The sequence below is a fragment of the Streptacidiphilus sp. MAP5-3 genome (assembly GCF_041262505.1).
GTDB lineage: Bacteria > Actinomycetota > Actinomycetes > Streptomycetales > Streptomycetaceae > Streptacidiphilus.
On the sequence record NZ_JBGCCL010000007.1, the window covers coordinates 91,718 to 113,218 of the forward strand.

Annotated in this window: 16 protein-coding genes; 9 read left to right on the forward strand and 7 right to left on the reverse strand. The window is 73.0% G+C overall.

Going from position 1 to position 21,501, the window contains the following annotated elements:
• Positions 1 to 6 precede the first annotated feature (6 nt).
• From ABH928_RS13490 to ABH928_RS13500, 3 genes are all read right to left on the reverse strand, one after another.
• Entirely contained in the window at positions 7 to 1,077 is a 1,071-nt protein-coding gene (locus tag ABH928_RS13490; RefSeq protein ID WP_370065723.1) for an SIS domain-containing protein, read from the reverse strand.
• Positions 1,074 to 2,147: an ROK family protein gene (locus ABH928_RS13495; protein WP_370065725.1), complete on the reverse strand. Its 1,074-nt coding sequence runs from the start codon at positions 2,145 to 2,147 to the stop codon at positions 1,074 to 1,076. The genes ABH928_RS13490 and ABH928_RS13495 overlap by 4 nt, the downstream gene beginning before the upstream one ends.
• A gap of 130 nt (positions 2,148 to 2,277) precedes the next feature.
• Positions 2,278 to 3,747, reverse strand: a complete 1,470-nt coding sequence (locus tag ABH928_RS13500) for an APC family permease (protein ID WP_370065727.1) — start codon at positions 3,745 to 3,747, stop codon at positions 2,278 to 2,280.
• Positions 3,748 to 3,956: 209 nt separating this feature from the next.
• Here ABH928_RS13500 and ABH928_RS13505 point away from each other — a divergent pair, with 209 nt between their 5' ends.
• The gene (locus ABH928_RS13505; RefSeq protein WP_370065729.1) at positions 3,957 to 5,243 is read left to right on the forward strand and encodes an ROK family protein; all 1,287 of its coding nucleotides are present in this window, start codon (positions 3,957 to 3,959) and stop codon (positions 5,241 to 5,243) included.
• Between the two features lie 97 nt (positions 5,244 to 5,340).
• Complete coding sequence (locus ABH928_RS13510; protein ID WP_370065731.1) at positions 5,341 to 5,715, forward strand: hypothetical protein; 375 nt, start codon at positions 5,341 to 5,343, stop codon at positions 5,713 to 5,715.
• A gap of 153 nt (positions 5,716 to 5,868) precedes the next feature.
• Here the strand turns inward: ABH928_RS13510 and ABH928_RS13515 are convergent, their stop codons facing one another.
• Positions 5,869 to 6,339, reverse strand: a complete 471-nt coding sequence (locus tag ABH928_RS13515) for a transglycosylase SLT domain-containing protein (RefSeq protein WP_370065733.1) — start codon at positions 6,337 to 6,339, stop codon at positions 5,869 to 5,871.
• Positions 6,340 to 6,894: 555 nt separating this feature from the next.
• Between ABH928_RS13515 and ABH928_RS13520 the strand changes: the two genes are divergently transcribed.
• From ABH928_RS13520 to ABH928_RS13530, 3 genes are all read left to right on the forward strand, one after another.
• Positions 6,895 to 8,439 carry a glutamate synthase subunit beta gene (locus tag ABH928_RS13520; RefSeq protein WP_370065735.1) on the forward strand — a complete coding sequence of 515 codons (1,545 nt, stop codon included), beginning with the start codon at positions 6,895 to 6,897 and terminating at the stop codon, positions 8,437 to 8,439.
• 458 nt (positions 8,440 to 8,897) lie between these two features.
• Complete coding sequence (locus ABH928_RS13525) at positions 8,898 to 9,800, forward strand: peptidoglycan-binding protein (RefSeq protein ID WP_370065737.1); 903 nt, start codon at positions 8,898 to 8,900, stop codon at positions 9,798 to 9,800.
• A 114-nt stretch (positions 9,801 to 9,914) separates the two neighbouring features.
• The gene (locus ABH928_RS13530) at positions 9,915 to 10,913 is read left to right on the forward strand and encodes a helix-turn-helix domain-containing protein (protein WP_370065739.1); all 999 of its coding nucleotides are present in this window, start codon (positions 9,915 to 9,917) and stop codon (positions 10,911 to 10,913) included.
• Positions 10,914 to 10,945: 32 nt separating this feature from the next.
• Here the strand turns inward: ABH928_RS13530 and ABH928_RS13535 are convergent, their stop codons facing one another.
• Entirely contained in the window at positions 10,946 to 11,689 is a 744-nt protein-coding gene (locus ABH928_RS13535; RefSeq protein ID WP_370065741.1) for a hypothetical protein, read from the reverse strand.
• Entirely contained in the window at positions 11,686 to 16,041 is a 4,356-nt protein-coding gene (locus ABH928_RS13540) for a glycoside hydrolase family 38 C-terminal domain-containing protein (RefSeq protein WP_370065743.1), read from the reverse strand. The genes ABH928_RS13535 and ABH928_RS13540 overlap by 4 nt, the downstream gene beginning before the upstream one ends.
• Before the next feature lie 510 nt (positions 16,042 to 16,551).
• Between ABH928_RS13540 and ABH928_RS13545 the strand changes: the two genes are divergently transcribed.
• The 3 genes from ABH928_RS13545 to ABH928_RS13555 all read left to right on the forward strand — a co-directional run bounded on the left by ABH928_RS13545 (position 16,552) and on the right by ABH928_RS13555 (position 20,120).
• Positions 16,552 to 16,800 carry a DUF6186 family protein gene (locus ABH928_RS13545; protein ID WP_370065745.1) on the forward strand — a complete coding sequence of 83 codons (249 nt, stop codon included), beginning with the start codon at positions 16,552 to 16,554 and terminating at the stop codon, positions 16,798 to 16,800.
• A 2-nt stretch (positions 16,801 to 16,802) separates the two neighbouring features.
• The gene (locus ABH928_RS13550; RefSeq protein WP_370066090.1) at positions 16,803 to 17,282 is read left to right on the forward strand and encodes a DUF6256 family protein; all 480 of its coding nucleotides are present in this window, start codon (positions 16,803 to 16,805) and stop codon (positions 17,280 to 17,282) included.
• 114 nt (positions 17,283 to 17,396) lie between these two features.
• Positions 17,397 to 20,120: a DUF4118 domain-containing protein gene (locus ABH928_RS13555; protein WP_370065747.1), complete on the forward strand. Its 2,724-nt coding sequence runs from the start codon at positions 17,397 to 17,399 to the stop codon at positions 20,118 to 20,120.
• Between the two features lie 48 nt (positions 20,121 to 20,168).
• On the opposite strand, the gene ABH928_RS13560 is transcribed toward ABH928_RS13555, so the two are convergent.
• On the reverse strand, positions 20,169 to 21,146 hold the full coding sequence (locus ABH928_RS13560; RefSeq protein WP_370065749.1) for a glycoside hydrolase family 3 N-terminal domain-containing protein: 978 nt from the start codon (positions 21,144 to 21,146) through the stop codon (positions 20,169 to 20,171).
• On the opposite strand from ABH928_RS13560, the gene ABH928_RS13565 reads away from it, so the two are divergent.
• Positions 21,136 to 21,453 (forward strand): hypothetical protein, encoded by a 318-nt coding sequence (locus ABH928_RS13565; RefSeq protein ID WP_370065751.1) that lies wholly within the window; start codon positions 21,136 to 21,138, stop codon positions 21,451 to 21,453. The genes ABH928_RS13560 and ABH928_RS13565 overlap by 11 nt on opposite strands.
• Positions 21,454 to 21,501: the final 48 nt, after the last annotated feature.

Here is a 21,501-nt window from a genome sequence, read left to right on the forward strand (position 1 = left end):
GAAGAGTCAGGACGTCATGGTCACCTTGTTCAACCCCACGGGCTGGTCCGGGTCGATGGAGAGGGCGCGGGAGGTGGCCAGGGCGAGTTGCTGGCCGCGGACGGTGGCGGGGAGGCACTCGCCGAGGTGGCCGAGGGCGGGCCAGGGCAGCAGCGCCTCGGGGGCGGTGCCGGCGAGGACGGTCGGTGCGCCGCGTTCGGTCAGGGCCGTGCGGAGGTCGAGGGTGTCGGCGTCGGCAGGGCCGGAGCCCGCGAGCAGGACGGCTGGGGCGTGCGGGCCGCAGACCGCTATCGGGCCGTGGCGGAAGTCGGCGGTGGAGAAGCCGTGGGCCATCAGGCCGGTGGTCTCCTGGAGCTTCAATGCGCTCTCCAGTGCGGCCGGGTAGCACGCGCCGCGTCCGACGACGGCCAGCCGGTCGTGGCGGGCCACCAACTCGGCGGCTGTTGCCGGGCCTTCGGAGTCCGCGAGCAGGTCCGCCAGGACCGAAGGCAGCGACGCGGCCTGACGATGCGTCAAAGCCCCGGTGCCGCCCAGCCCCGAGGCGACGGCCAGGACGGCGAGCATCTGGGCGGTCACCGTCTTGGTCGCCGGGACGGCGCGCTCCGGTCCGGCGTCCAGGGCGACGGTCAGCGCGGCGGTGTGGGCGAGGTCGGAGTCGCCGTCGTTGGTCACCGCGACCACCGCCGCGCCTGCGGCGGTGTAGCGCCGGGCCAGGTCGACGATCTCCGGCGTGCGGCCGGATTGCGAGAGGGCCACCAGAAGCCAGCCACGGAAGCCCTCCGGCGCGCGGTGATAGGCGGTGGTGACGCTCGGCGCGACCAGGCAGGTCGGCAGGCCGGTCTGCAGCTCGACGGCGTAGCGCCCGAGCAGGGCGGCGTGGTCCGACGAGCCGCGCGCCAGGAAGGCCACGCCGAGCGGGCCGCCGCCGGGACCGCCCAGCGACGCGGCCAGCCGGGAGACCTCAGCGGTCAGTGCCGGGAACCGGTCGGCCAACGCCGCCAGGACGTCCGGCTGTTGACGCATCTCGGTGTTCATCTGCGCACCGAGCAGTGCGGACTGGGGAGAGGTCGTGGTCATTGGGTCGCTCCGGGACGGGACGTGACGGACAGGGCGGAGGCCGGGCGGGCGGGGCGCGCCGACGCTGCGGGCCGCGCGCGCAGGCCGTCCAGCGCGAGGGCGACGGCCCCGTGCAGCGAGGCGTCCTGGAGGAAGCGCGCCGCCCGCAGCTCCGGCGGGAAGGGGGTGGCCGCGGCGATCAGCTCGGTGAGCCGGGGCAGGATGACATCGGCGGAGGCCATCATGCCGCCGCCCAGGACGATCCGCTGCGGGTCGACGAAGACGGCGAGGTTGGCGAGCGCGGTGGCCAGGACCGTCAGCGTCTCGTCCACCAACTCCCGGGCGGCCGGGGCCTTGCTGTGGAACAGCTCCGCACCGGTGACCGGGACGCCGAGCAGCTCGGCCGCGCGCTCGCCGAGGCCCTTTCCGGCGACGGCCTCCTCCAGCGGGGCCCGACCGGCCGTGACCGCGTCGGCGGGGGCGTCTCCCGGGTTCATGTAGCCGATCTCGCCCGCCGCTTGGTGCGCGCCCGCGAGCACGCGTCCGCCGGTGGTGAGCGCGGCGGCGATGCCGGTGCCCAGGCTCACGTACATGCCCGGATCGACGCCGTGCAGCGCGCCGAAACGCAGCTCGGCCAGGGCGCCGGCCCGGACGTCGTTGGCGACGGAGACCGCGTCGGTCCCCAACACCTCGGCGAGGCGGGAGGCGAGCGCGATGCGTTCCCAGCCGGGGAGGTTGGGCGTGAGCAGGATCCGGTCGGCCTGGACGATGCCCGGCGCGACGGCCGCGTGCGCGGCGACCGGCACGCCGAAGCGGTCCAGCGAGGCGCGGGCGAGGCGTCCGGCGGCCTCGGCGGCGCGGGCCAGCGCCTGTTCGGGGCCGCGGTCGGCCAGGGTTGCGATCCGTTCGCGGGCCAGGACGGCGCCGTGCGGGTCGGCGAGGGCGACCTCGGTCTTGGTGCCGCCGAAGTCGATGCCGATCACGGTGAACGGCGTTGCAGGGTAAGGGGAAGCTCCGACGTCGAGGCCGGGGTCGAGGCCAGGGCCGAGGCCCGAGTCGGGGTCGGGGTGGGGCGCGGGGTGTTCCAGCATCGGGAGGCGTCCTTGGGCAGGGCCCCGGCCGGGCGCGACCGTCACGGGGAGCGGTGCGTGCGCCCGACCGGGAGACCGGCGGGATGGGTGGTGCGGCGCGGCGGGGGCGAGGAGCCCGGCCGGCGCGGCCTCAGCGCGAGGCGGCCGGGACCGGCTGCTCCTGCGCCGTGAGGTACTCCTCGTGGATCTCCTTCGGGCCGAACGGCCAGGACTTCTCCACGCGCGACCAGATCAGGTAGGCGACCACGCCGAGCACGACCCAGGCCAGCGACCACTCGATCGGGTGCACGCCGGGGTTGGCCTTGTCCGCCCAGCCGTAGATGACGAGCCAGCCGATCCCGGCGACCACGCTGGGGAGCGGGTAGAGCAGCATCTTGTACGGGCGGGCCAGGTTCGGCTGACGGCGGCGCAGCACGGTGACCGCGGCGATCTGCGCCAGCGCCTGGATGATCACCATGACGGTGGTCAGCAGCGTGATCAGCACGCCCAGCGGCGGGTGGGTGGCGGCGTTGCCGACGTGGCGGGCCAGCACGAATCCGGCGGCAGTGATCACGCCCATGCTCACCAGCCCGAGGACGGGGAAGTTGTGCTTGGGGTGCAGCTTGCCGAAGGACCGGAAGAAGACCCGGTCGCGTGCCGCGTCGAAGGGCACCCGGGAGCCCCCGAGCAGGCCGGTGAAGACCGAGGCGAAGGCGGTGATCAGGATCAGCACGGTGACCACGTCGGCCGCGCCCTTGCCGAAGGTCTTCTCCATGACCGCCGAGGCGACGGACTGGGAGGCCACGTTGCCGGGGTTCAGCATGTCCTGCCAGCGCACGACGCCGAGGACGCCGATCTGCAGCAGCAGGTAGATGCCCATGATCGCGACGATCGAGTAGATGACCGAACGCGGCAGCACCCGGCCCGGGTTCTTGATCTCGGCGCCCATGTAGGCGGTGGTGTTGTAGCCGAGGTAGTCGTAGATGCCGATGGTCAGGCCGGAGGCGAAGCCGATCCAGAACGAGCCGTGGGTCAGCTGGATCGCGTGCGCGGGCCAGGTGAAGGCCAGCGACGGGTGAAAGTGCGTGAAGGCGGCCAGGATCACCACGGCGACCGCGACGATCATGACGGCCCACATCGCGACAGTGATCCTGCCGATGTTCTCGACCTTGCGCCACAGCAGCACGATCACCAATGCGACCACGGCGACGCCGACGATGTCGCCCTGGAGTGTCGTCATGCCGGGCCACAGGTAGCCGAGGTACTGGACCATGCCCTGGACGCCGGTCGACATGATCAGCGGGATGAAGAGCATGGCCGTCCAGACGAACAGGAACGGCATCAGCTTGCCGCTTCGGTACTGGAAGGCCTCACGGAGGTAGACGTAGGTGCCGCCGGAGCCGGGGAGCGAGGCCCCGAGCTCGGCCCAGACCAGGCCGTCGGCGAGCGCGAGCAGTGCGCCGACCACCCAGCCGATGACGGCCTGGGGTCCGCCGAAGGCGGCGACCATCAGCGGGATGGTGACGAACGGACCGATGCCGCACATCTGGCTCATATTGATGGCGGTCGCCTGGAACAGTCCGACCCGTCTGGACAGTCGGGGCGTCGGGGATTCGGACATCGTTGTCATCCTCCGTGGGGAGTGGGGGTGGCGTGGGAGAGCGGGGAGTGAGGGTGCGGGGGCGTGGAGGCACGCTGCAGGACGAGCTCGGCAGTTAGTAAAGTTAAATTCCTTTACTTGTATCGTCAAGGGGCGCGTGTCCGAGATCACCGGTTGCCTACAGTGGTCGAGCACGCATCCCCATCGGACCGACCGAGGATCACCAGCACGTGGACGAGCAACCCTGGAACCGGCAGCGCCTGCGCAGCAACAACGAGTGGCTGCTGCTGGAGCACCTGCGCACCACGGGTGCCGCCTCGCGTGCCCAACTCGCGCGGGAGACCGGCCTGTCGAAGCCGACGGTGTCCAGCGCGCTCGCCGCCCTGGAGCAGGGCGGGCTGGTGCGTGAGGCGGGGACGGTCGTCCCGGAGCGCGGACGCACGGCCGTGCTCTACGAACCCGACCCGACCGCGGGGTACGTGCTCGGCATCGACATCGGCCGGGCCCGGCTGCGTACCGCGGTCGCCGACCTGTCGGGCGGGATCCGGGCCCGGATCGACGTGCCCAACGAAGGCACCACCGCCGACGCAGTCGCGGACGCGGTGGTCGCCGCGGCCCGCGAGGTGCTGCGCGAGGCCGACGTGCCGGCGGACCGCGTCGTGCACGCTGCGGTCGCCACGCCCGGCGTCTTCGACCCGGAGTCCGGGCGGGTCCGCTATGCGGTGAACTTGCCGGGCTGGGGCCGGGCCGGGCTGGTGGAGCGGATCCGCGGACAGTTGGGCGGTCCCGACCTCTCCGTCCACAACGACGCCAACCTGGCCGCGCTCGGCGAGTACGCCTTCGGCGCAGGGCGCGGCAGCCGCCTCTTCGTCTACGCGCTGGTCGGCACGGGGTTGGGCATCGGCATCGTCGCCGACGGCGAGCTTTTCACCGGCGCGCACGGCGCGGCGGGTGAGGTCGGCTTCCTGCCCGTCTCGCTCGCCGCGCTCGACGGCGGCGCGCTGGACGGCCGTGCCCTCGACGGCGCCGTCGAGGCGGGCGTCGAGGCGGGTGCGGCGGCGGGCGTCGAGGCGGGTAGGGAGGCTGGTTCGGTCGACGGGCGGGTCCGGCGCGGCGCGCTGGAGGACGCGGTCTCCGCCGATGCGGTGGTCCGCATCGCCCGCGCGCTCGGCCTGGACGAAGTCGCCTCCGCCAAGGACGTCTTCGACGCGGCCCGCACCGGGCAGCCCGCCGCCGTCGCGGCGGTGCGCAAGGAGGGCGAGCGGCTGGCCTTGGTGGTCTCGGCGGTGTCCGCCGTGCTCGATCCGGACCTCGTCGTCCTCGGCGGCGGTGTCGGCCACGGCGCCGACCTGCTGCTCGACCCGGTCCGAGCGTCGCTCCGGCTGCTCACCCCGCTGCGTCCCCGCGTGGCGGCGAGCGAGTTGGGCGACGACGCGGTCCTGCTCGGTGCGATCACGACGGCGCTGCGGCGCGCGCGTCCCGAGGTCTTCGAACGCCATGCGGCGAAGGCGGTCTGACGTAGGGCGAGGGAGCATACACCTGCGGATTCCGCGAGTTGCAGACTTCTGAAATTCGTCGAATCCGCCGGTCGGCGCGCCCCTAACGTCACGATCCATGGTGAACACGGACATCGCACTCAAAGACGCCATGAGCATCGACGGCGCGCTGGGCGTCGCGCTTGTCGATCTGACCAGTGGAATGAGCCTCGGGGCTCTGGGCGGCGGGAACGGCGAACTCGACATGGCGATCGCCGCCGCGGGTCATACCGACCTGGTGCGGGCCAAGCACCGGACCATGGAGATGCTCGGGCTGCAAGGAACCATCGAGGACATCCTGATCACACTGACCCGGCAGTACCACCTGATCCGCCCGCTGACCGCCCGCACGGGCGCGGGGCTCTTCCTGGTCCTGGTGCTGGATCGGGAGCGCGCCAATCTGGCCATGGCCAGGCGGAAGTTGGCGTTGATCGAGGGCGAGCTCGACATGTGACGGATCGTCAGATGACGGGATGTCAGGGCCCCAACGTACCCAAGCCCCAACGCAGCCGAGCCTCAATGTGCCCAGGCCTCAACGCACCCAGACCCCGGCGGCCCGGGTGCGGGTCGGCGGGGTCTTTGGTGAAGCTGTGTCAGCCGGCTCGGCTCAGTAGCCGTTGGTGCCGTAGGCGATGTTCTCGAACGCGCCGTAGCGGGCGTTCGCGTAGCGCACGGCGGCGATGATGTTGTCGACCGGGTTCCAGATGTTGCTGTAGCCCGGCAGCGAGTAGGTGTCGAAGGTGGGCTGGATCACCTGGAGCAGACCGATGGACGGGGTGCCCGCGGCGGCGTTGGAGTCCCAGTTGTTCTCGGCGCTGGGGTTGCCGGAGGACTCGGTCATGGCACGCGCGGCGATGGCAGCCGCCGGCGGGACGTGGTCGCCGTGGGCGGCCAGGATGGACTGCGCCTGGGCGATCCAGCCGTAGAAGCTGTTGGAGTAGCCGGACGTGACGGCCGGGGCGGACGCGGGGGCGGCGGCCTCGGCGGTGCCGACGGTGCCGGCGGCCACGCCGCCGATGAGGGTCGCGGCAACGGCAACGCGGACGGCGATACGGGTCTTGCGAGCGCTGATGCGCATGTCACTCCATGTGGACAGGGGGGAGTGGCGGAGACCCCGCAGGCGGACGCGGTCGAGCTGTGGCGAGCTCCGTCGAGCTCTCTCGCAGCGCGGCCGAACCGTCGGGGCCTGCCGAACAAGGCAGGACGCAGCCACTGTGTGGGAGGTGTGGTTGTGCATATGTGGGAGAAGTGATCCGGCATGCCCAGCTCGGCAGTCGCACCTGCCGCCTCTCGCACAAGAGGGTGGGGAACCGATCACCCCGGAGCCCGTCGGCTCCGGTGCGGCCGTGCGTCCGGCCGCTGTGTCGTCGGGGACGTCTCGACGTCGTCCAACGCTTCAACACCGTCACACGCACGCGTCCGGCCGGGCAAGGAAATTCGCGGCGAAGTGGTTCAAGCCACACATGTCCGGAGTGTCCGTACAGGCGGTGGCATGAGGCATTTGCGCAGGTCGGTGGGGTAGTGAAGGGAGTGTGAAGGACGCATGAGTGCAACGTGAGGGCGAGGGCGTGCTGTGCTGCCCGTGGCGGTCGTATGGTGGTGTGACGCAGGTCACATCCGCTGGGAGCCTGCCATGGATGACCGTTGGCGCTTTCTCACCACCCCGCGACACGACTGGCCGCTGCGCCCGGTTCCGGACCGGGTCGACGACTGGCGGGACGTGCACGTCCCGGATGCCGAGGTGCCCGGCGGGCTGCTGCCGCTGATCAGCGCGCAGGCGGGTCGGTGCATGGACTGCGGTATCCCCTTCTGCCACCACGCCTGCCCGCTGGGGAACCTCATCCCCGACTGGAACGTGCTCTCCGCGGGCGAGGACTGGGACGCGGCGGCCGACCGCCTGCACGCCACCAACAACTTCCCCGAGTTCACCGGCTCCCTCTGTCCGGCCCCCTGTGAGAGTGCCTGCGTGCTGGCGATCGACGGCCGCGACGCGGTGGCGATCAAGGCGATCGAGGCGGCCATCGCCGACTACGCCTGGGAGCACGGACTGGCCCGCCCCGTCCGTCCCGAGGAGCACACCGGAGCGCGGGTCGCCGTGATCGGCTCTGGCCCGGCCGGGCTCGCCGCCGCGCAGCAGCTGACCCGCGCCGGGCACGAGGTGGTCGTCTACGAGCGCGACGACCGGATCGGCGGGCTGCTCCGCTACGGCATCCCGGCCTTCAAGATGGACAAGCGGTATCTGGCGCGCCGGATCGCGCAGCTGGAGGCGGAGGGGACGGTGTTCCGCCCAGGCGTCGCCGTCGGCACCGAGCTCGACGCGAGCACGCTGCTGGAGCGCCACGGTGCGGTGGTCGTCGCCTCCGGCGCCACCCGCCCGCGCGAACTGCCGGTGCCCGGACGGGAGCTGGCCGGGGTGCACCAGGCCATGGAGTACCTGGTGCAGGCCAACCGGGTCCAGGAGGGCGACTACCCCCGGCCGCCGATCACCGCCGAGGGCAGGCGGGTCGTCATCATCGGCGGCGGCGACACCGGCGCCGACTGCCTGGGCACGGCGCTGCGCCAGCACGCCGCCTCGGTGGTCCAGCTCGACATCAAGCCGCAGCCGGACGAGGAGCGCCCGGACGACCAGCCGTGGCCGACCTATCCGCGCATCCACCGGCTGACGCCCGCGCACGTGGAGGGCCGGGACCTGGTCCGGCTCCGCGTCGTCGCCCCGGGCGACCCCGACGACCAGCACCTCACCGGCGAGCACGGCGACGTCAGGGTCTTCGCCGCGGCCACGGTCCGGCTCGACGGCGACGCGCAGGGACGGGTGCGCGCGCTCCATCTCAGCGACGCCGATCCCGGCTCGCGCCGACCCGTCCCGGAGACGGAGCGGGTGATCCCGGCGGAGCTGGTGCTGCTCGCCCTCGGCTTCACCGGACCGGAGGACGGGGGGCTGGTCGACCAGCTGGGCTTGCGCCTCGGGCCGACGGGTGCGTTCGCGCGGGACGAGGGCTTCGCGGGCGGAAGGCCGGGCGTCTTCGTCGCGGGCGACGCGGGACGCGGGCAGTCGTTGGTCGTCTGGGCCATCGCCGAGGGGCGCGCGGCTGCCGCCGCGGCCGACCGCTATCTGCGCGGGCGGCCGACCGAGCTGCCCGCCCCGATCGCCGCGTCCGACCGGCCGATGGTGCTCTGAGGCGCTGTAAGGCGCATCGAGATGGTGTGCGGCGGTGTGAGATCCGGGTGTCGGTTGGCTGAAAGACGGATGTCCCTGAGCGGCGTGGCAGGTGCATGCTTGCGCACGGGGGTGAGCGGAGGGACCCGTGGGGAGGGTCTGGCTCCGTGCGCCGCCCAGGCCCCTCCCCGGCGAGGGCCTGGACGGCGGAGGCCGTTCCGCCGACGCGACTGCGGCGGTTCGGCAGCTGATGGCAGACAGGCTTCCGGTTTGTGTCCCACTGCGCCAGTCTGACGGGACATTTGCCGAGATCTTGGGACGACGAGCCTCTGAACAGCGGCGATTCAGGGGTGCACGACGGTGTGGCGGGACGCTTGGGGGTGGCATGCGCATGCGCGGTAGCATCACGCGGGCTGCGCGGAAGAGCCTCGGTCGGAAGCCGATCATGTGAGCAAGGTTGATGCACAGGGGGGCGACGCATGGCGCGTTGGAAGGCACTGCCCGAGGGGCTTCCCTCGGCGGTGGTGCAGCTGGTGGCGGAGCTGCGGCGGCTCAAGGACGAGAGCGGATCCAGCCTGGATCGGCTCGCCGCCCGCACCGAGTACAGCGCTTCGTCGTGGGAGCGCTACCTCGGCGGGAGGCTGCTGCCCCCGCGTGAGGCCGTCGAGTCCCTGGCCCGGGCGACCGGCGCGGATCCCGTCCCGCTGCTGGCCCTGCATCAGGCCGCACGCGAGGCCTGGCAGTCCACGTCCGCCACCCGCCCGGAGGGCGCGACGGACGGGGTCGAGGCGGACGCGGATGCAGATATGGACGCGGCTGCAGATCTGGATGCCGAGGAACCGGGCGGGCAGGACGAGTCGGGGGAGCCGGGAGAGTGGGGGGACTCGGGCGAAGCAGGCGGAGTGGGTGGGCCGACCGAGCCGGTCGTGGGCGTGGCGGCCGGGGGGTCCGCCACTCCGCAGCAGGCGCACCGGGGTTGGCGGACCGTCATCGCCTCGGCTGTAGCCGCGCTCGCCGGGGCGGGGATCGCACTGGCGATCGTCCAGCCCTGGAACGGGACCGCCGCCTGTGCGACCGTCGCGCCGCCCCAGCCGCCCATCGTGCCGTCGCCGCCGGCCTACGTGTGCCACGACAGTCGCGTCAACGGGCTGTGGGAGGCCGGCTACAGCACGACCACCACCACGACCACCGAGATCACCATGCAGAGTCCGGTGGTCGTCGAGCTCCAGTGCCTGTTGCAGCGGGCCGGTTTCACGCCCGAGGGCATCGACGGGAGCTTCGGGATGAAGACCGAGAAGGCCGTGGTTCAGTTCCAGGTGGCCCGGCACCTGGAGATCGACGGGGTGGTGGGCCCGCAGACCTGGGGAGCGCTGCGCCGGTGAGCGGCGAGCTGAGGCGTAGCGCAGCGGAGCCGAAGCGAAGCGCGAGGGGACAACGGTGAGCGGCGAGCTGAGGCGCAGCGCTGCGGAGCCGAAGCGAAGCGCGAGGTGGCAGGCATGAGTACGACAGGTCCCGAGTGTCGCCGCCTGGCGGCAGAACTCCGAGCGTTGCGCGTCCGTGCGGGCCTCTCGCTCGCCCAGCTCGCGGCGGCCACGACGTACAGCAAGTCGTCGTGGGAGCGCTACCTCAACGCCAAGTCGTTGCCGCCGTGGGCCGCCGTTCAGGAGCTGTGCCTGGTCGCCGGCGAGCCCGAACGGGCGCTGCGCGCCCTGTGGGAGCTCGCGGAGGCGGCCTGGAGCGGACGCGGGAAGGTGGCCGCGAACCCTTCGGCCGGAGCCGCGTCGGCCGTGTCGGCTGTGCCGACTGTCTTGGCCGTGCCGGCCCCGGCCGTTGAGGCGGTGTCGGACGACACCGACGCGTCGGCAGCCGACGACCCCCGTGACGGCGACCCGGTCGACGACACCGCACCGGCCGAGAAGCCGGTTGAAGCGGAGAAGGCCGAGGAGCCGGAGCAGACCGAGAAGGCTGCGCCGGTGCGCCGGGCGCGGCGGCTGCGCCGACCGCGGTCCGGGGCATGGTTGTTCGTCGTCGTCGCGGTGGTCTGTGCCACGCTCACGGCGGGCGCGGCGTACGCGTGGCGCTCGGCGAGTTCCGCTGCGCCTCCCGTGCCGTACTGGAAGGCGGTGCGGATGGGCTGTTCGGGAAGTTCCTGCGTCGGGGCGGACGCGCAGCAGACGGGCTGCGGCATGGGCCCGGCGACCCTGGGGCCGGACTACTTCGCCACCCGCACCGGCGCGGACCTGAGTTTCCGTTACAGCCAGACGTGCGACTCGGCCTGGGTCAAGGCCTGGAACGGGCAGGTCGGTGACACCGTGTCGATCTCGACGCCTGGGGTGGCGACGCAGGACCTGTTGATGGCCAACCCCTACCTGGCGTCGGACGGGGCGTCCACCCCGATGGTCAGCGCGACGCGTCCCGGGGCCGTGCTCCGGGCCTGTCTGACCCCCGTCGGGCACCCCGGCGATCCGCAGTGCTTCACCGAGCGGGTGCCGTAGCGGCCGTGGCGGCCGTGGTGCCGGGGGAGCGGTCAGTGGTGGTGAGTCGCGTCGGGTTGGCGGATGTCGGCCGGGTGTTCGAAGCCGGGCATCAGGGTGGCCCGGGCGACCTGACGACTCGTCCACTCGGCGAAGACGTGCCGCCGCTGCGCCTCGGTCAACGCGTCACGGGCCGCGGCAAGGGCTTCCGCAGTCGGGTTCCCGGGTGCGGAGGCGGCGGGTTCCAGCTCGCCGAGGGTGAACCAGTGGTCGGGTGACGGTTCCACGACCGCCCCGACCGGCCCGGCGAACACCGCCGCCGCGACCGGCGGCGGCAGTTCGTGCCGCGCGACCAGGTACGGGCGCCCGTTGTTGACGGGTCGTCCGCGGAACCGGTGGACGACGCTGCGCCGCGCCGGGCGACGACGGTCGGGGGTGGCGTAGGCCCGCACGGCCTCCTCCGGGACCGTGGCCGACGCGGTGACCAGGTCGTAGGCCGCCCACGCAGCCGGGCAGGTGGCCAGCACCGCGGCGAGCACGCTGCCCAGTTCGATCCGTGCCGACTGCGGCAACGGCCGGGGCGCGTCGGGTGGAGCGGGACGGTCGTGCCGACGGGCGTGGTCGCGCAACACCCGCTCGGTGACCAGGACTTGCGTGGTCCACCGGCGCAACTGGCGGCCCTCGGCGGTGGTCGGGGACGGCAGCAGGCCGGCGTAGGGGCCGAGTCGCAGCTCGGCCACCCGCGCGTCGACCTCGTCGGCGGTGACCGTGAGGCCGCCGATCCGGGCGGCGATCACGGCTGCTCCCCGACCACGAGGCGGACGGCGGGCGAGTAGCCGATCCGCCCGAACCACATCGTCTTGAGCAGCACCCACCAGTGCCCCCCGTCGTCACCTGCCGCGCCGCCCGGCGCGGCCACGTCGACCCGTACCTGCGCCGACCCGTGCGCGGGCACGGTGAACCCCTGCGTCGCCGGGGTGACGGCGGACCAGGTGCCCCACGGGCTGACCGCCTGGCACTCGCCCTGGATCTCGAAGGGTGCGCTGTTGCGCAGGGTCGCGGTCAGCGTGGCGCTGCCGCCGGGACGGAGGGTGAGCCGTTTCGCGTCCAACTCGACGGTGAGCGTGCCGTTGTCGACGGAGGTCGGCCGGCCGGAGCCGTCCACGAAGAGGACGTCCTCGTAGGTCCGGCCCTCGTGCTCCAGCTGCGCCCGGACGAGGTGCGGACCTGCTCCGGCCTTCGCGGGAGGGGCGGGCGGGGTGAGCGTGGCCTCGACCTCGGTCCAGTCGCCGGGGGGCAGCCACAGCGGACGGTCCGACGGGTCGATCTGCCAGCCCTCGGGCGCGACCAGGCGCAGGGCGACCTCCGCCGCGCGGTCGACCAGATCGGAGGCGACTGTCACGCGCAGGGCGGTGGTGGCAGCGTCCGGTGCGGCCGTCAGATGGACGCCGACGGGCAGGTTGCCGAGCGGAGCTGGGCCCCGGTTGTGCAGCCAGTAACGGGTGAAGACCGGCTGGGCCGCCTCGTGCCGGGATGCGAGCGCTGTGGTTGCCTCCGATCCGCGCGTTGCGGGGCTCAGCAGGACGGTCTGCACGCCGTTGGGCCCGACGGTCGTGGTGACCGTCCCGTCCGGCCCGACGCCGATCGCCGCGCCCGGCCGCTCGACCAGGTCGGCGTGGGCGGCCGAGGCGAGCGGGACCGGAACGGTGAGCCGGGCCTCGGCGTCGTGGCCGTGGGCCTCGTAGAACCGGGCGGTGAAGCCGGAGCCGACCGGATCCGCGCCGCCGGAGCGGCCGGTGGCCAGCGGATTGCCGGTCGCCTTGAGCCCCGTCAGCACCACCTGCCCGGCCGGTTCGACCGAGACCAGCGAGCCGGTGGGCGGCAGCATTCCTGATGCTCCTGGAGTTTCCGATGGACCGGCAGCATGACGATCTGTCAGAACGGCGGTCAGCGGGTGGTTGAAGTCATGGGCGCGCGCCACCATGCCGGTCTCGCGCCAGTCGCCCGCTCCCGAGGCCAGCGCATACGCGAACGTGTGCGTCCAGTGCTGGAGTTGGAAGCCGCTGCCGTCGGGCACGGTGCGCTTGGGCGGGTCGATCCACACGCCCGAGGGCCAGCCGGTGCAGGAGCGCAGCAGGGAGACGTGCAGCCGTCCGCGCACGTCCACGGCGAAGCCCGGCATGCCCCGGTTGAGCAGCGCGACCGTCCGGTCCTCGAACTGCAGGTCCGCCTCGCCGCAGAGCTTCGCGGCCTGGCGCACCTCGATCCGGGCGTCGCGCAGGTCCGCGACCACGCGGGCGACGGCCGCCTCCAGCTCGACGCCGTCGCCGCCCGACGCGCCCGCGAGGACGAGCACGGGCAGATCCAGCGGAGCCGTCAGGTCCGCGCCGGGAAGCCAGGTGTGCGCCAGCGGCTTGCGCGCCGGAACCCAGACCAAGGCGTGGCCGTCGGCGGCGAGTTGGCGCTTCAGCTCGTCCGCGTGGGCGGGCCCGGCTGCGTCGAGGACGGCGGCGGTGAAGCTGTTGACCTCCGGGCCGCCGACGCTGATCCGGACGTCCGGCAGGTTCGAGTCCAGCGCCGGAACCCCGTAACGGTGGCCGTCCGCCACCGAGCAGGTCGCGGTGACCCCGGCCCGCACGAGCGCGACGCTCAGCTCGCGGCCCAGCCCGGCCGCGCCCGCCTCGTCCGGGGCGACGATCTCGGCGACGCCGAGGGCGCGCGCGCCGATGGCCGCGCCGTCCGTGCCGGTGAGCACCACACGCGCGGCACTGCTCAGGCCGAACCACTGGTGGGCGGGGTTGTCCAGGGTCCACGGATGGACGGCCACGTCGACGTCCGGGTGCGCGAAGCCGCGTCCGATCACGGCGTCCGCCACCTCGGAGACCGGCAGCGCACCCGGGACCGGGCAGGGCCAGCGCAGCCGGACCAGTTGGTCGCTGCCGGTCCAGTCGTCCAGCCGCGTCTCGCAGTCGACCCGGTCCAGCCCACGCCAGAGGGTGAGCCGCTGGGTGTAGTCGGCCGGACCGACCCTGCCCCGGACGGTGACCCGCTCGCCCAGCGGGCACTGCTCGACCACGACGGACTCCGCCGGGTGCGCGGCCGCGCCGTCGTAGCGTCCGGTGGGCAGCAGATGCCACGGGCCTTCGTGGAAGTCCGGGTGCGCGGGGTACTCGTCGTAGACGAGGAGCTCGTTGCCGACCGCGCCGGACGCGATCAGCTCGCGACCGGTGGCCCGCTCGCGCAGGCTCGACACGCCGCCGCCGCGTGCGGGGGCGACGGTCAGGTCGTGGAACTCGTTGGCGATGGACGTGCCTTCGCGTGCCCGCCAGCCCTCCGGTGCGGCGGCGGTGGACCCGTTCGCCGCGACCCGGTAGCTGCGGTGACCGAGCGAAGGGACGTCCTGCGCAAGGAAGGTGACGGTGTCCGGGCCCTCCCCGCCCGGCTCGCGCAGCGTCGGGACCGCGCGGCCCTCCGCGTCCACCAGCCCGCCGAAGGACGGCGGAGCGGTGAACCGGACCAGATCGGTCCGCGCCCAGCTGCTCGGGTTGAAAACCGTCAACACGCGTCCGGCGGCGTCGGGTTCCGCAGCAGCAAGAGACGCGGTGTCGATGCGCGCGGTCAGGTGGGTCAGCGCGTTGCAGTGGACGGTGGACGCCAGATCCCAGGCCTCGCGCCACCCCGCGAGCAGGTCCAGGTAGACCTGGTCGGACTCGGACCCGGTGATGCCATCGTGGTGCGCGCCGTAGACCAGGTGCCGCCAGGCCTTGTCCAGGGCCGCCTCGGGGTAGGCGGCGTCGCCCAGCAGGCAGGCGAGGGTGGCGAACTTCTCGGCGTCGAGCAGCAGGTTCTCGGTGGCGCGCTGGGCCAGCTTGGTGTCGATGTAGGAGACGTCCTTGCCGGTGTAGATCGGGTTCATGTCCCGGGTCTGCGGCGTCAGTCGACGTCCGCTCGACGCCAACTCGGCCCGGACGGCGGCGAAGAAGTCGCGCGGCAGCCCGCAGACGATGCGCGGCCAGACGTAGCGTGCGTTCCAGTCGCGGTGGATCGCGGTGGCCCAGCGGTTCGGCGGCGTGTAGTCGGTGCCGACGGGAAGCAGCACGTTCTTCGTCGCTGCCGCCTTGGAGAGGATCCGGAACAGCCGCAGCGCGGCCTCCTCGGCCTCGCGCAGCGCGCCGCAGGAGTCCAGTTTCCAGCCGGCGCTGTAGTGCCCGGCCATGTAGTGGGTCAGCAGCGACTCGCCGCTCGGCGCGACCCAGTCGAACTCGCTGGCGAACTGCATCCCTTCGGTGTCGGCGTCCTTGGGCCGGGAGCCGTGCGGCGTCATGTTCGGGCCCCACTGGTGGAACGGCCCGCGTGCCCAGGACGAGGACGTCAGTCCTGCCGCGGCCATCAGGCCGGGGAACTGCGGGTCGTGACCGAAGACGTCGAGCTGCCAGGCGGTGGCCGGGTCGCCGCCGATCACGTCCTGCTGGAAGCCGAGGCCGTGCACCGCGTTGCGGATGGTCGTCTCGGCTCCGGTCAGGTTGGTGTTCGGCTCGTTGTAGAGGCCGCCCATCAGCTCCAGCCGTCCTTCGGCGAGCAGCCGGCGCAGGGCGTCCCGGTCCTGGGGGAAGGCGTCCCAGTACGGTTTGAGGTAGTCGAGTTCCGCCAGCACGAAGCAGTAGTCCGGGTCGCGCCGGGCCAGCTCCAGATGCGCGTGGACCAGGTCGAACCCGGCGTGCTGGAAGCCGGAGCGGTGCTTCTGCGCGTGCTTCTGGTCGTTCCACGCGACGGTGTATCCCGCCTGGGTGTTCCACCAGACCGGGTCGTAGTGGAAGTGGGAGACCATGTACATGGTCCAGCCCGGCTCGGCCACGGTCATGGTGGCCCTGGCCGTCGCCCGGCGTCTGCCGACGACCGCCTCGACCTCCACCGGCACCTCCGTGCCGGGCGGTTCGGTGCACCGGACCGGGACTTCGAGCGCCTCGCGTCCGGCCGGTGCGGTCAGCGAGCCCTCGGCCCCGCCCCGGACGGTGACCGTCACGTCCCGGCCGGATCGGGCCCCCTTGACCCGGACCCGGACGACCTGGCGGGGTTCGCCGGCGGACCCGTCCGTGGAGCCGACGAAGAGGTCCGTGCACTCGACCGATGCGATGCGGAGATTCAGCATGATGCTCGATTCGCGTCCGGTGGCTGTCTGGCTACGGTCGGCGGAGCCGACTCCAGCAGCATGAATCGGGATCCGGCCGAGTGCCAGCACCTCGACGGCCGCGTGCGGCTGGGGCGCCGGCCCGGAACGCCACCGGCCCGCGCGGGCGTGTTCCCGCGCGGGCCTCGTACACCTGCATCTCACTGCCGACCTGCAGAGCGCGCGCCCTCCGGGGGGCATCGCCTTGGCGAGGTGGTGGAGTGCGCCGGAGTCTGTCGTTCCTCCGGCGGATCAGTTCGGCCGTCGACCGCGGTTCCGGGCGGTGCGCATCTGCCCGGTACTGCCCGGTCAAGCTCCCTTGCTCACCCTGCAGGCCGCCTTCTACGGTACTCCGCCTGCGGTCCCGCGTCAGGGTCCGATCCGCGACACGACGCGCTGCCGGGGGCGGGATCTGCCGAGCTTCGCCGGGGCCATGCAGCACGATCGGCGATAGTGCCCGAAGGCGAGGCAGCGAGGCGGCGAGGGAGCGGAATGGGACACCAGCGGTTGATCGGGTATCTCGTCTGGGCGGTGGTCTTCGGCGCGCTCTTCGCCTGGGAGGGCTTCGCGCTGGCGCGCGGCGGCGTGGCGGCCGGATACCCGACGCTGAGCGACACGGCCCGCGCCGTCATGCGGTATCCGGTCGGGCGCTGGGTGTTGTTCGGCCTGTGGCTCTGGTTCGGCTGGCACACCTTCATCCGCGGCTGGCACTTCCTGCTGCGGGAAGGCAGCGGCCAGTGAGCATGCTCGCGGCGTACGTCGCCTCGGGTACAGCGTTGGTGACGGCGTTGGTGACGGCGGATCAGTCGCAGCCCGCGCCGCAGCCGCTGCTGTCCGGGCCGCTGTCGTTCGGGGTGACGTTCGCCGGCTACCTGCTGCTCATGCTCTACCTGGCCCTCGGCCTGCGCGCCCTCGCCCGCCACCCGGACGAGCGCGAACGCCGGTGGCGGACCGGCCGGTTCACGCCCGCGTGGGCGCGGCAGGGCTGGCCCGCGCTGCTCTGGCAGACGGGGGCGACCGCGCTCGGTGGCTATGTGCTGCTGATGGTCGTCATCGTCGCCTTCTACCAGGGCGTCTCCAAGGTCGGCGGGCACTTCCTGGCCAGCGCGGTGACCGGCTGCGCGGTTCTGATCGCCGTCAGCATGCCGCTTTACCTGGCCGCCACCTGGCTCTCCGAGCGACGGCGCACGCGTCGTGCCGAGCTGCTGACCGACAACCGCTGACCGACAACCGCTGACCGACAACCGCTGGCCGTCACCTGTGGGCCTGCAACCGCCCCGTTTGCCGTGGGCCTGCCTACCCTGAAAGGGAGTGCACGGAGGGAGGCCGCCGTGTCCGTGTCCGAGACTCGCGCGCATGTCCGATCCGTTCCGGGGCAGCTGAAGGTCTACCTCGGCTCGGCGCCCGGCGTCGGGAAGACCTTCCGGATGCTCGACGAGGCGCTGCGTCGCCGTGACCGGGGGACCGACGTGGTCGTCGGCCTGGTCGAGTGCCACGGCCGCCCCCGGACCGAGGAGCGGTTGGCCGGACTGGAGGTGCTGCCTCGTGCGTCCCGCGAGTACCGCGGGGCGATGTTCACCGAGATGGACACCGACGCCGTCCTCGCCCGCCGCCCCGAGGTGGTACTCGTGGACGAGCTGGCCCACACCAACATCCCCGGCGGCACCCACACCAAGCGCTGGCAGGACGTCCAGGACATCCTGGCCGCCGGGATCGACGTGCTCACCACCGTCAACGTGCAGCACCTGGAGTCGCTCAACGACGTCGTCCAGAAGATCACCGGCGTTCCGCAGCGGGAGACCGTCCCGGACGAGGTGGTGCGCCGCGCCGACCAGATCGAGCTGGTCGACATGCCGCCCGAGGGCCTGCGTCGCCGGATGGTGCACGGCAACGTCTACGGCGCGGAGAAGGTCGACGCCGCGCTCTCCAACTACTTCCGCGTCGGCAACCTGACCGCGCTGCGCGAACTCGCGCTGCTCTGGGTCGCCGGACGCGTCGACGAGGGGTTGCAGCGGTACCGCGCCGAGCACGGGATCGGGGGTGTCTGGGAGACGAAGGAAAGGGTGGTGGTCGCCCTGACCGGCGGCCGTGAGGGCGAGACGCTGATCCGCCGCGCGGCCCGCATCGCCGCCCGCACGGCCGGAGGCGAACTGCTCGCCGTGCATGTGGCCCGCAGCGACGGCCTCGCCGAAGCCTCGCCCGCCGCGCTCGCGGCGCAGCGGCAGTTGGTGGAGAGCATGGGCGGCACGTACCACTCGGTCGTCGGCGACCACATCCCCACCGCGCTGCTCGACTTCGCCCGCGCCGAGAACGCCACCCAGCTCGTGCTCGGCACCAGTCGCCGCGGCCGGATGGCCCGCACGCTCAACGCCGGACGCGGCATCGGCGAGAGCACGATCGAGGACTCCGGCGACATCGACGTCCACATGGTCACCCACGAGGCCGCCGGTCGTGGTCTCCACCTGCGCCGCGGGACCGGGCGGGGGACGACGTCGTGGCGGCGGATCGCGTACCCGGTGGTGGCGGTGGCCGTTCCGGTGCTGCTGACGCTGGTGCTCACGGCAGCGCGGGGCTCGCTCAACCTGACCGGCACTTCGCTGCTGTTCGTGCTCGCCGTGGTCGGCGTGGCGATGCTCGGCGGCGTGGGCAACGCGCTGCTCACCGCGGTCGTGGCGTCGCTGCTGCTCAACTACTACTTCATCCCGCCGATCCACCAGTTCACCGTCGACACCGCCAACAACGTGCTGGCACTGATCGCCTTCGTGGTGGTGGCGGTGGTGGTCGCCGCGGTGGTGGACCGCGCCACCGAACTCGCCCACCACGCCGCCCGCGCCACCGCCGAGGCGGAGACCCTGTCGGCGCTCAACCACGACCTGCTCGACGGCGACGACACCATCCCGCCGCTGCTGGACCGGCTGCGGGAGACCTTCGGTATGGACAGCGTCGCGCTGGTCACGCGCGGCCCGGCGGGGGACACCGTGGTGCTGGCGACGGACAGCCTGGCCGGCGACGACGCTGCCCTTGCCGAGCCCGCGCCGTCGCCCGCGCCCGCGCCCGCGAAGTCGCGGGCGCGGGAACCGGGAGCGGTCGACGAGGAGGTTGCGGTGACCGGCGACGTGTCGCTGATCCTGCGCGGCCGGGCGCTGCCCGCCTCCGACCGCCGGGTCCTCACCGCGTTCGCCGCGCACGTCCGCGTCGCGTTGGGCCGGGCCCGGCTCGCCCATGCCGCCGCCGAGGCGGGCCCGGCGGGGGCCGTCAAGCGCAGCCGGGCAGGCCTGCTCGCCGCCGTCAGCCACGACCTGCGCCAGCCGATCGACACCGCGCTCTCCGCCGTCGGCTCGCTGCGCAGTGCCGAGGACGACGCGGCCTGCCAGGACCAGGACGAGCTGCTCGACGTCGCCGAGGAGTCGCTGGACCGCCTGGCGGAGCTCGCCGACGACCTCTACGACCTCAGCCGCACCCACGCGGGCGCGCTGGTGCCGCAGCATCAGGCCACGGACACGGCACGGGTGTTCGCCTCGGTCAAGGAGACGCTGGCCGAGGCGGACGGCGACGGCGCGGACCGGATCGCCGCGCGCGGGCTGGACCAGATCCCGGAGGTGGACGCCGATCCCGCGCTGCTGGAGCGGATCCTGTCCAACCTGGTCACCGACGCGCTGCAGCACTCCGCCGCTCCGGCGGTGGTGCCCGCAGCCGCCGTGGCAGTGGCCGATGCTCCGGTCTCGGCGTCGGCGTCGGCGGCCGAGGAACCGCCGTCGGCGGCCCGGGAGCCGTCTGCGGTGCTGGTCTCCGCCAGCAGATTCGCCGACCGGGTCGAACTGCGGGTGGCCGACCACGGGCCGTCCCTGCGCGAGGCAGAGCGCGAGGCGCTCTTCGACCCCGCCGTCCCCGCCTTCGACGGCGTGGTGCCGCCCGCCGCCACCCGCGCAGGCCCCACCCTGCACCTCGCCCTGGCCCACGGCTTCGCCGAGGCCATGGGATCCGCTCTCACCTGCGAGGACACCCCTGGCGGCGGGCTGACCATGGTCCTCGACCTCCCGGTCTGGCACCCGGCCGCGTGAGCGGCCGGGGACTCAGGGCGGGGACAGCCGGGCCGACGACTCGGTTCGTCAGCCGCAGAGGTTGACGTTGCGGACGGCCAGGACCGAGGCCGCGGCCGAGACGAGCCGGGCGCGGGAGAGCTGGCCGTTGTCGACGGCGGAGGTGATGGCGTTCGCGATCGCGCTGGTCTCCGGACCGGCCTGGGCGGTGTTGCTGAACATCACCATGTCCGCGCCCGCGCGAATCGCCTGGACGGACGCCGACGGCAGGTCGTAGCCGGCCGCCGTGATCGCCCCGGCGTCGAGGGAGTCGGTGATGACCAGACCGTGGAAGCCGAGGTGGTCGCGCAGCTCACCGGTGATCGCCGCGGAGGAGAGCGAGGCCGGGCCGGTCGTCAGCCCCGGAACGGTGTTGTTGGCCACCATGATGGCCGGCGCCCCGGCGGCGATCTGCGCCTGGAACGGCGGGATGCCGACCTGCTGCTCGGTCGACCACGGCACGGTGTTCGCCGCGGCGTAGTCCGAGTCCGCGTTCGAGCCGCCCAGGCCGGGGAAGTGCTTCACCACCGGCACCACGCCGGCGTCGCGCAGACCCTGCATCGCGGCCACGCTGTACTGCGAGACCACGTTGCTGTCGCCACTGAACGCGCGCACGCCGTCCGGGTTGGTGGGGCCGGGGACGACCTGACGTCCGTCGACGTCCGCGACCGGGGCGAGGTCCATGTTCACGCCTGCGGCGGCCATCTGCTTGCCCATGGCAGCCATGGCGGAGCGCACCTGGCCGGGGCTCCAGTTCTGGGCCATCCAGGACTGCCAGGGGAGGTTGCCGACCAGGTTGGACATCCGCTGGATCTGGCCGCCCTCCTCGTCGGTCATCGCGAGCAGGCCCACGTGGCCAGGCGTGTTGGCGCGCAGGGCGGCCAGGTCCGAGCCGAGGGAGGCCGGGGCGCTGGTGCCGAAGAGCAGCACGCCGCCCGCGCCCTGGCTCACCTCGGCGGTCGCCGCGCTCACGTTGTTCTCGTCGACCGGGACGGCGATGGTCGTCATCGCCAGCCGGTACGTGGACCAGTTGGCGAGCTGCGACTGCGTGGTGCACGTCGGGGTGGTCGCCGCAGGGGCTGCGGTGGTCACCGCGTGCGTCGGGCTGCTGCTGTGGGGCGTCGAGGTCGCGGGGGCCGAGTGGCTGGTGCGGGGGGTCGGCGTCGTGGGGGCGGCCGGGGCGCTGGTGTGCGGGGCCGCCGCGTCGGCGGCGGTGTTGCGGGCGGGCGCGGTCGTGCTCGCGCAGCCGGTGATCAGCGCGGCTCCGGCCGCGGCAACGGCAGTGACCAGCAACACACTCTTCCGCCGCCGATGACGCCGGTCTCCACGGGTAGGGCTGGGAGTGGCATCGGTCTCGGAGGGG

Coding starts and splice junctions, on each gene's coding strand:
- ABH928_RS13530 (WP_370065739.1), top strand. CDS start 9,915: ATGAGTACGACAGGTCCCGAGTGTCGCCGCCTGGCGGCAGAACTCCGA.
- ABH928_RS13545 (WP_370065745.1), top strand. CDS start 16,552: ATGGGACACCAGCGGTTGATCGGGTATCTCGTCTGGGCGGTGGTCTTC.
- ABH928_RS13515 (WP_370065733.1), bottom strand. CDS start 6,339: ATGCGCATCAGCGCTCGCAAGACCCGTATCGCCGTCCGCGTTGCCGTT.
- ABH928_RS13565 (WP_370065751.1), top strand. CDS start 21,136: ATGGTCGTCATCGCCAGCCGGTACGTGGACCAGTTGGCGAGCTGCGAC.
- ABH928_RS13520 (WP_370065735.1), top strand. CDS start 6,895: ATGGATGACCGTTGGCGCTTTCTCACCACCCCGCGACACGACTGGCCG.
- ABH928_RS13495 (WP_370065725.1), bottom strand. CDS start 2,147: ATGCTGGAACACCCCGCGCCCCACCCCGACCCCGACTCGGGCCTCGGC.
- ABH928_RS13560 (WP_370065749.1), bottom strand. CDS start 21,146: ATGACGACCATCGCCGTCCCGGTCGACGAGAACAACGTGAGCGCGGCG.
- ABH928_RS13550 (WP_370066090.1), top strand. CDS start 16,803: ATGCTCGCGGCGTACGTCGCCTCGGGTACAGCGTTGGTGACGGCGTTG.
- ABH928_RS13490 (WP_370065723.1), bottom strand. CDS start 1,077: ATGACCACGACCTCTCCCCAGTCCGCACTGCTCGGTGCGCAGATGAAC.
- ABH928_RS13525 (WP_370065737.1), top strand. CDS start 8,898: ATGGCGCGTTGGAAGGCACTGCCCGAGGGGCTTCCCTCGGCGGTGGTG.
- ABH928_RS13500 (WP_370065727.1), bottom strand. CDS start 3,747: ATGTCCGAATCCCCGACGCCCCGACTGTCCAGACGGGTCGGACTGTTC.
- ABH928_RS13540 (WP_370065743.1), bottom strand. CDS start 16,041: ATGCTGAATCTCCGCATCGCATCGGTCGAGTGCACGGACCTCTTCGTC.
- ABH928_RS13510 (WP_370065731.1), top strand. CDS start 5,341: ATGGTGAACACGGACATCGCACTCAAAGACGCCATGAGCATCGACGGC.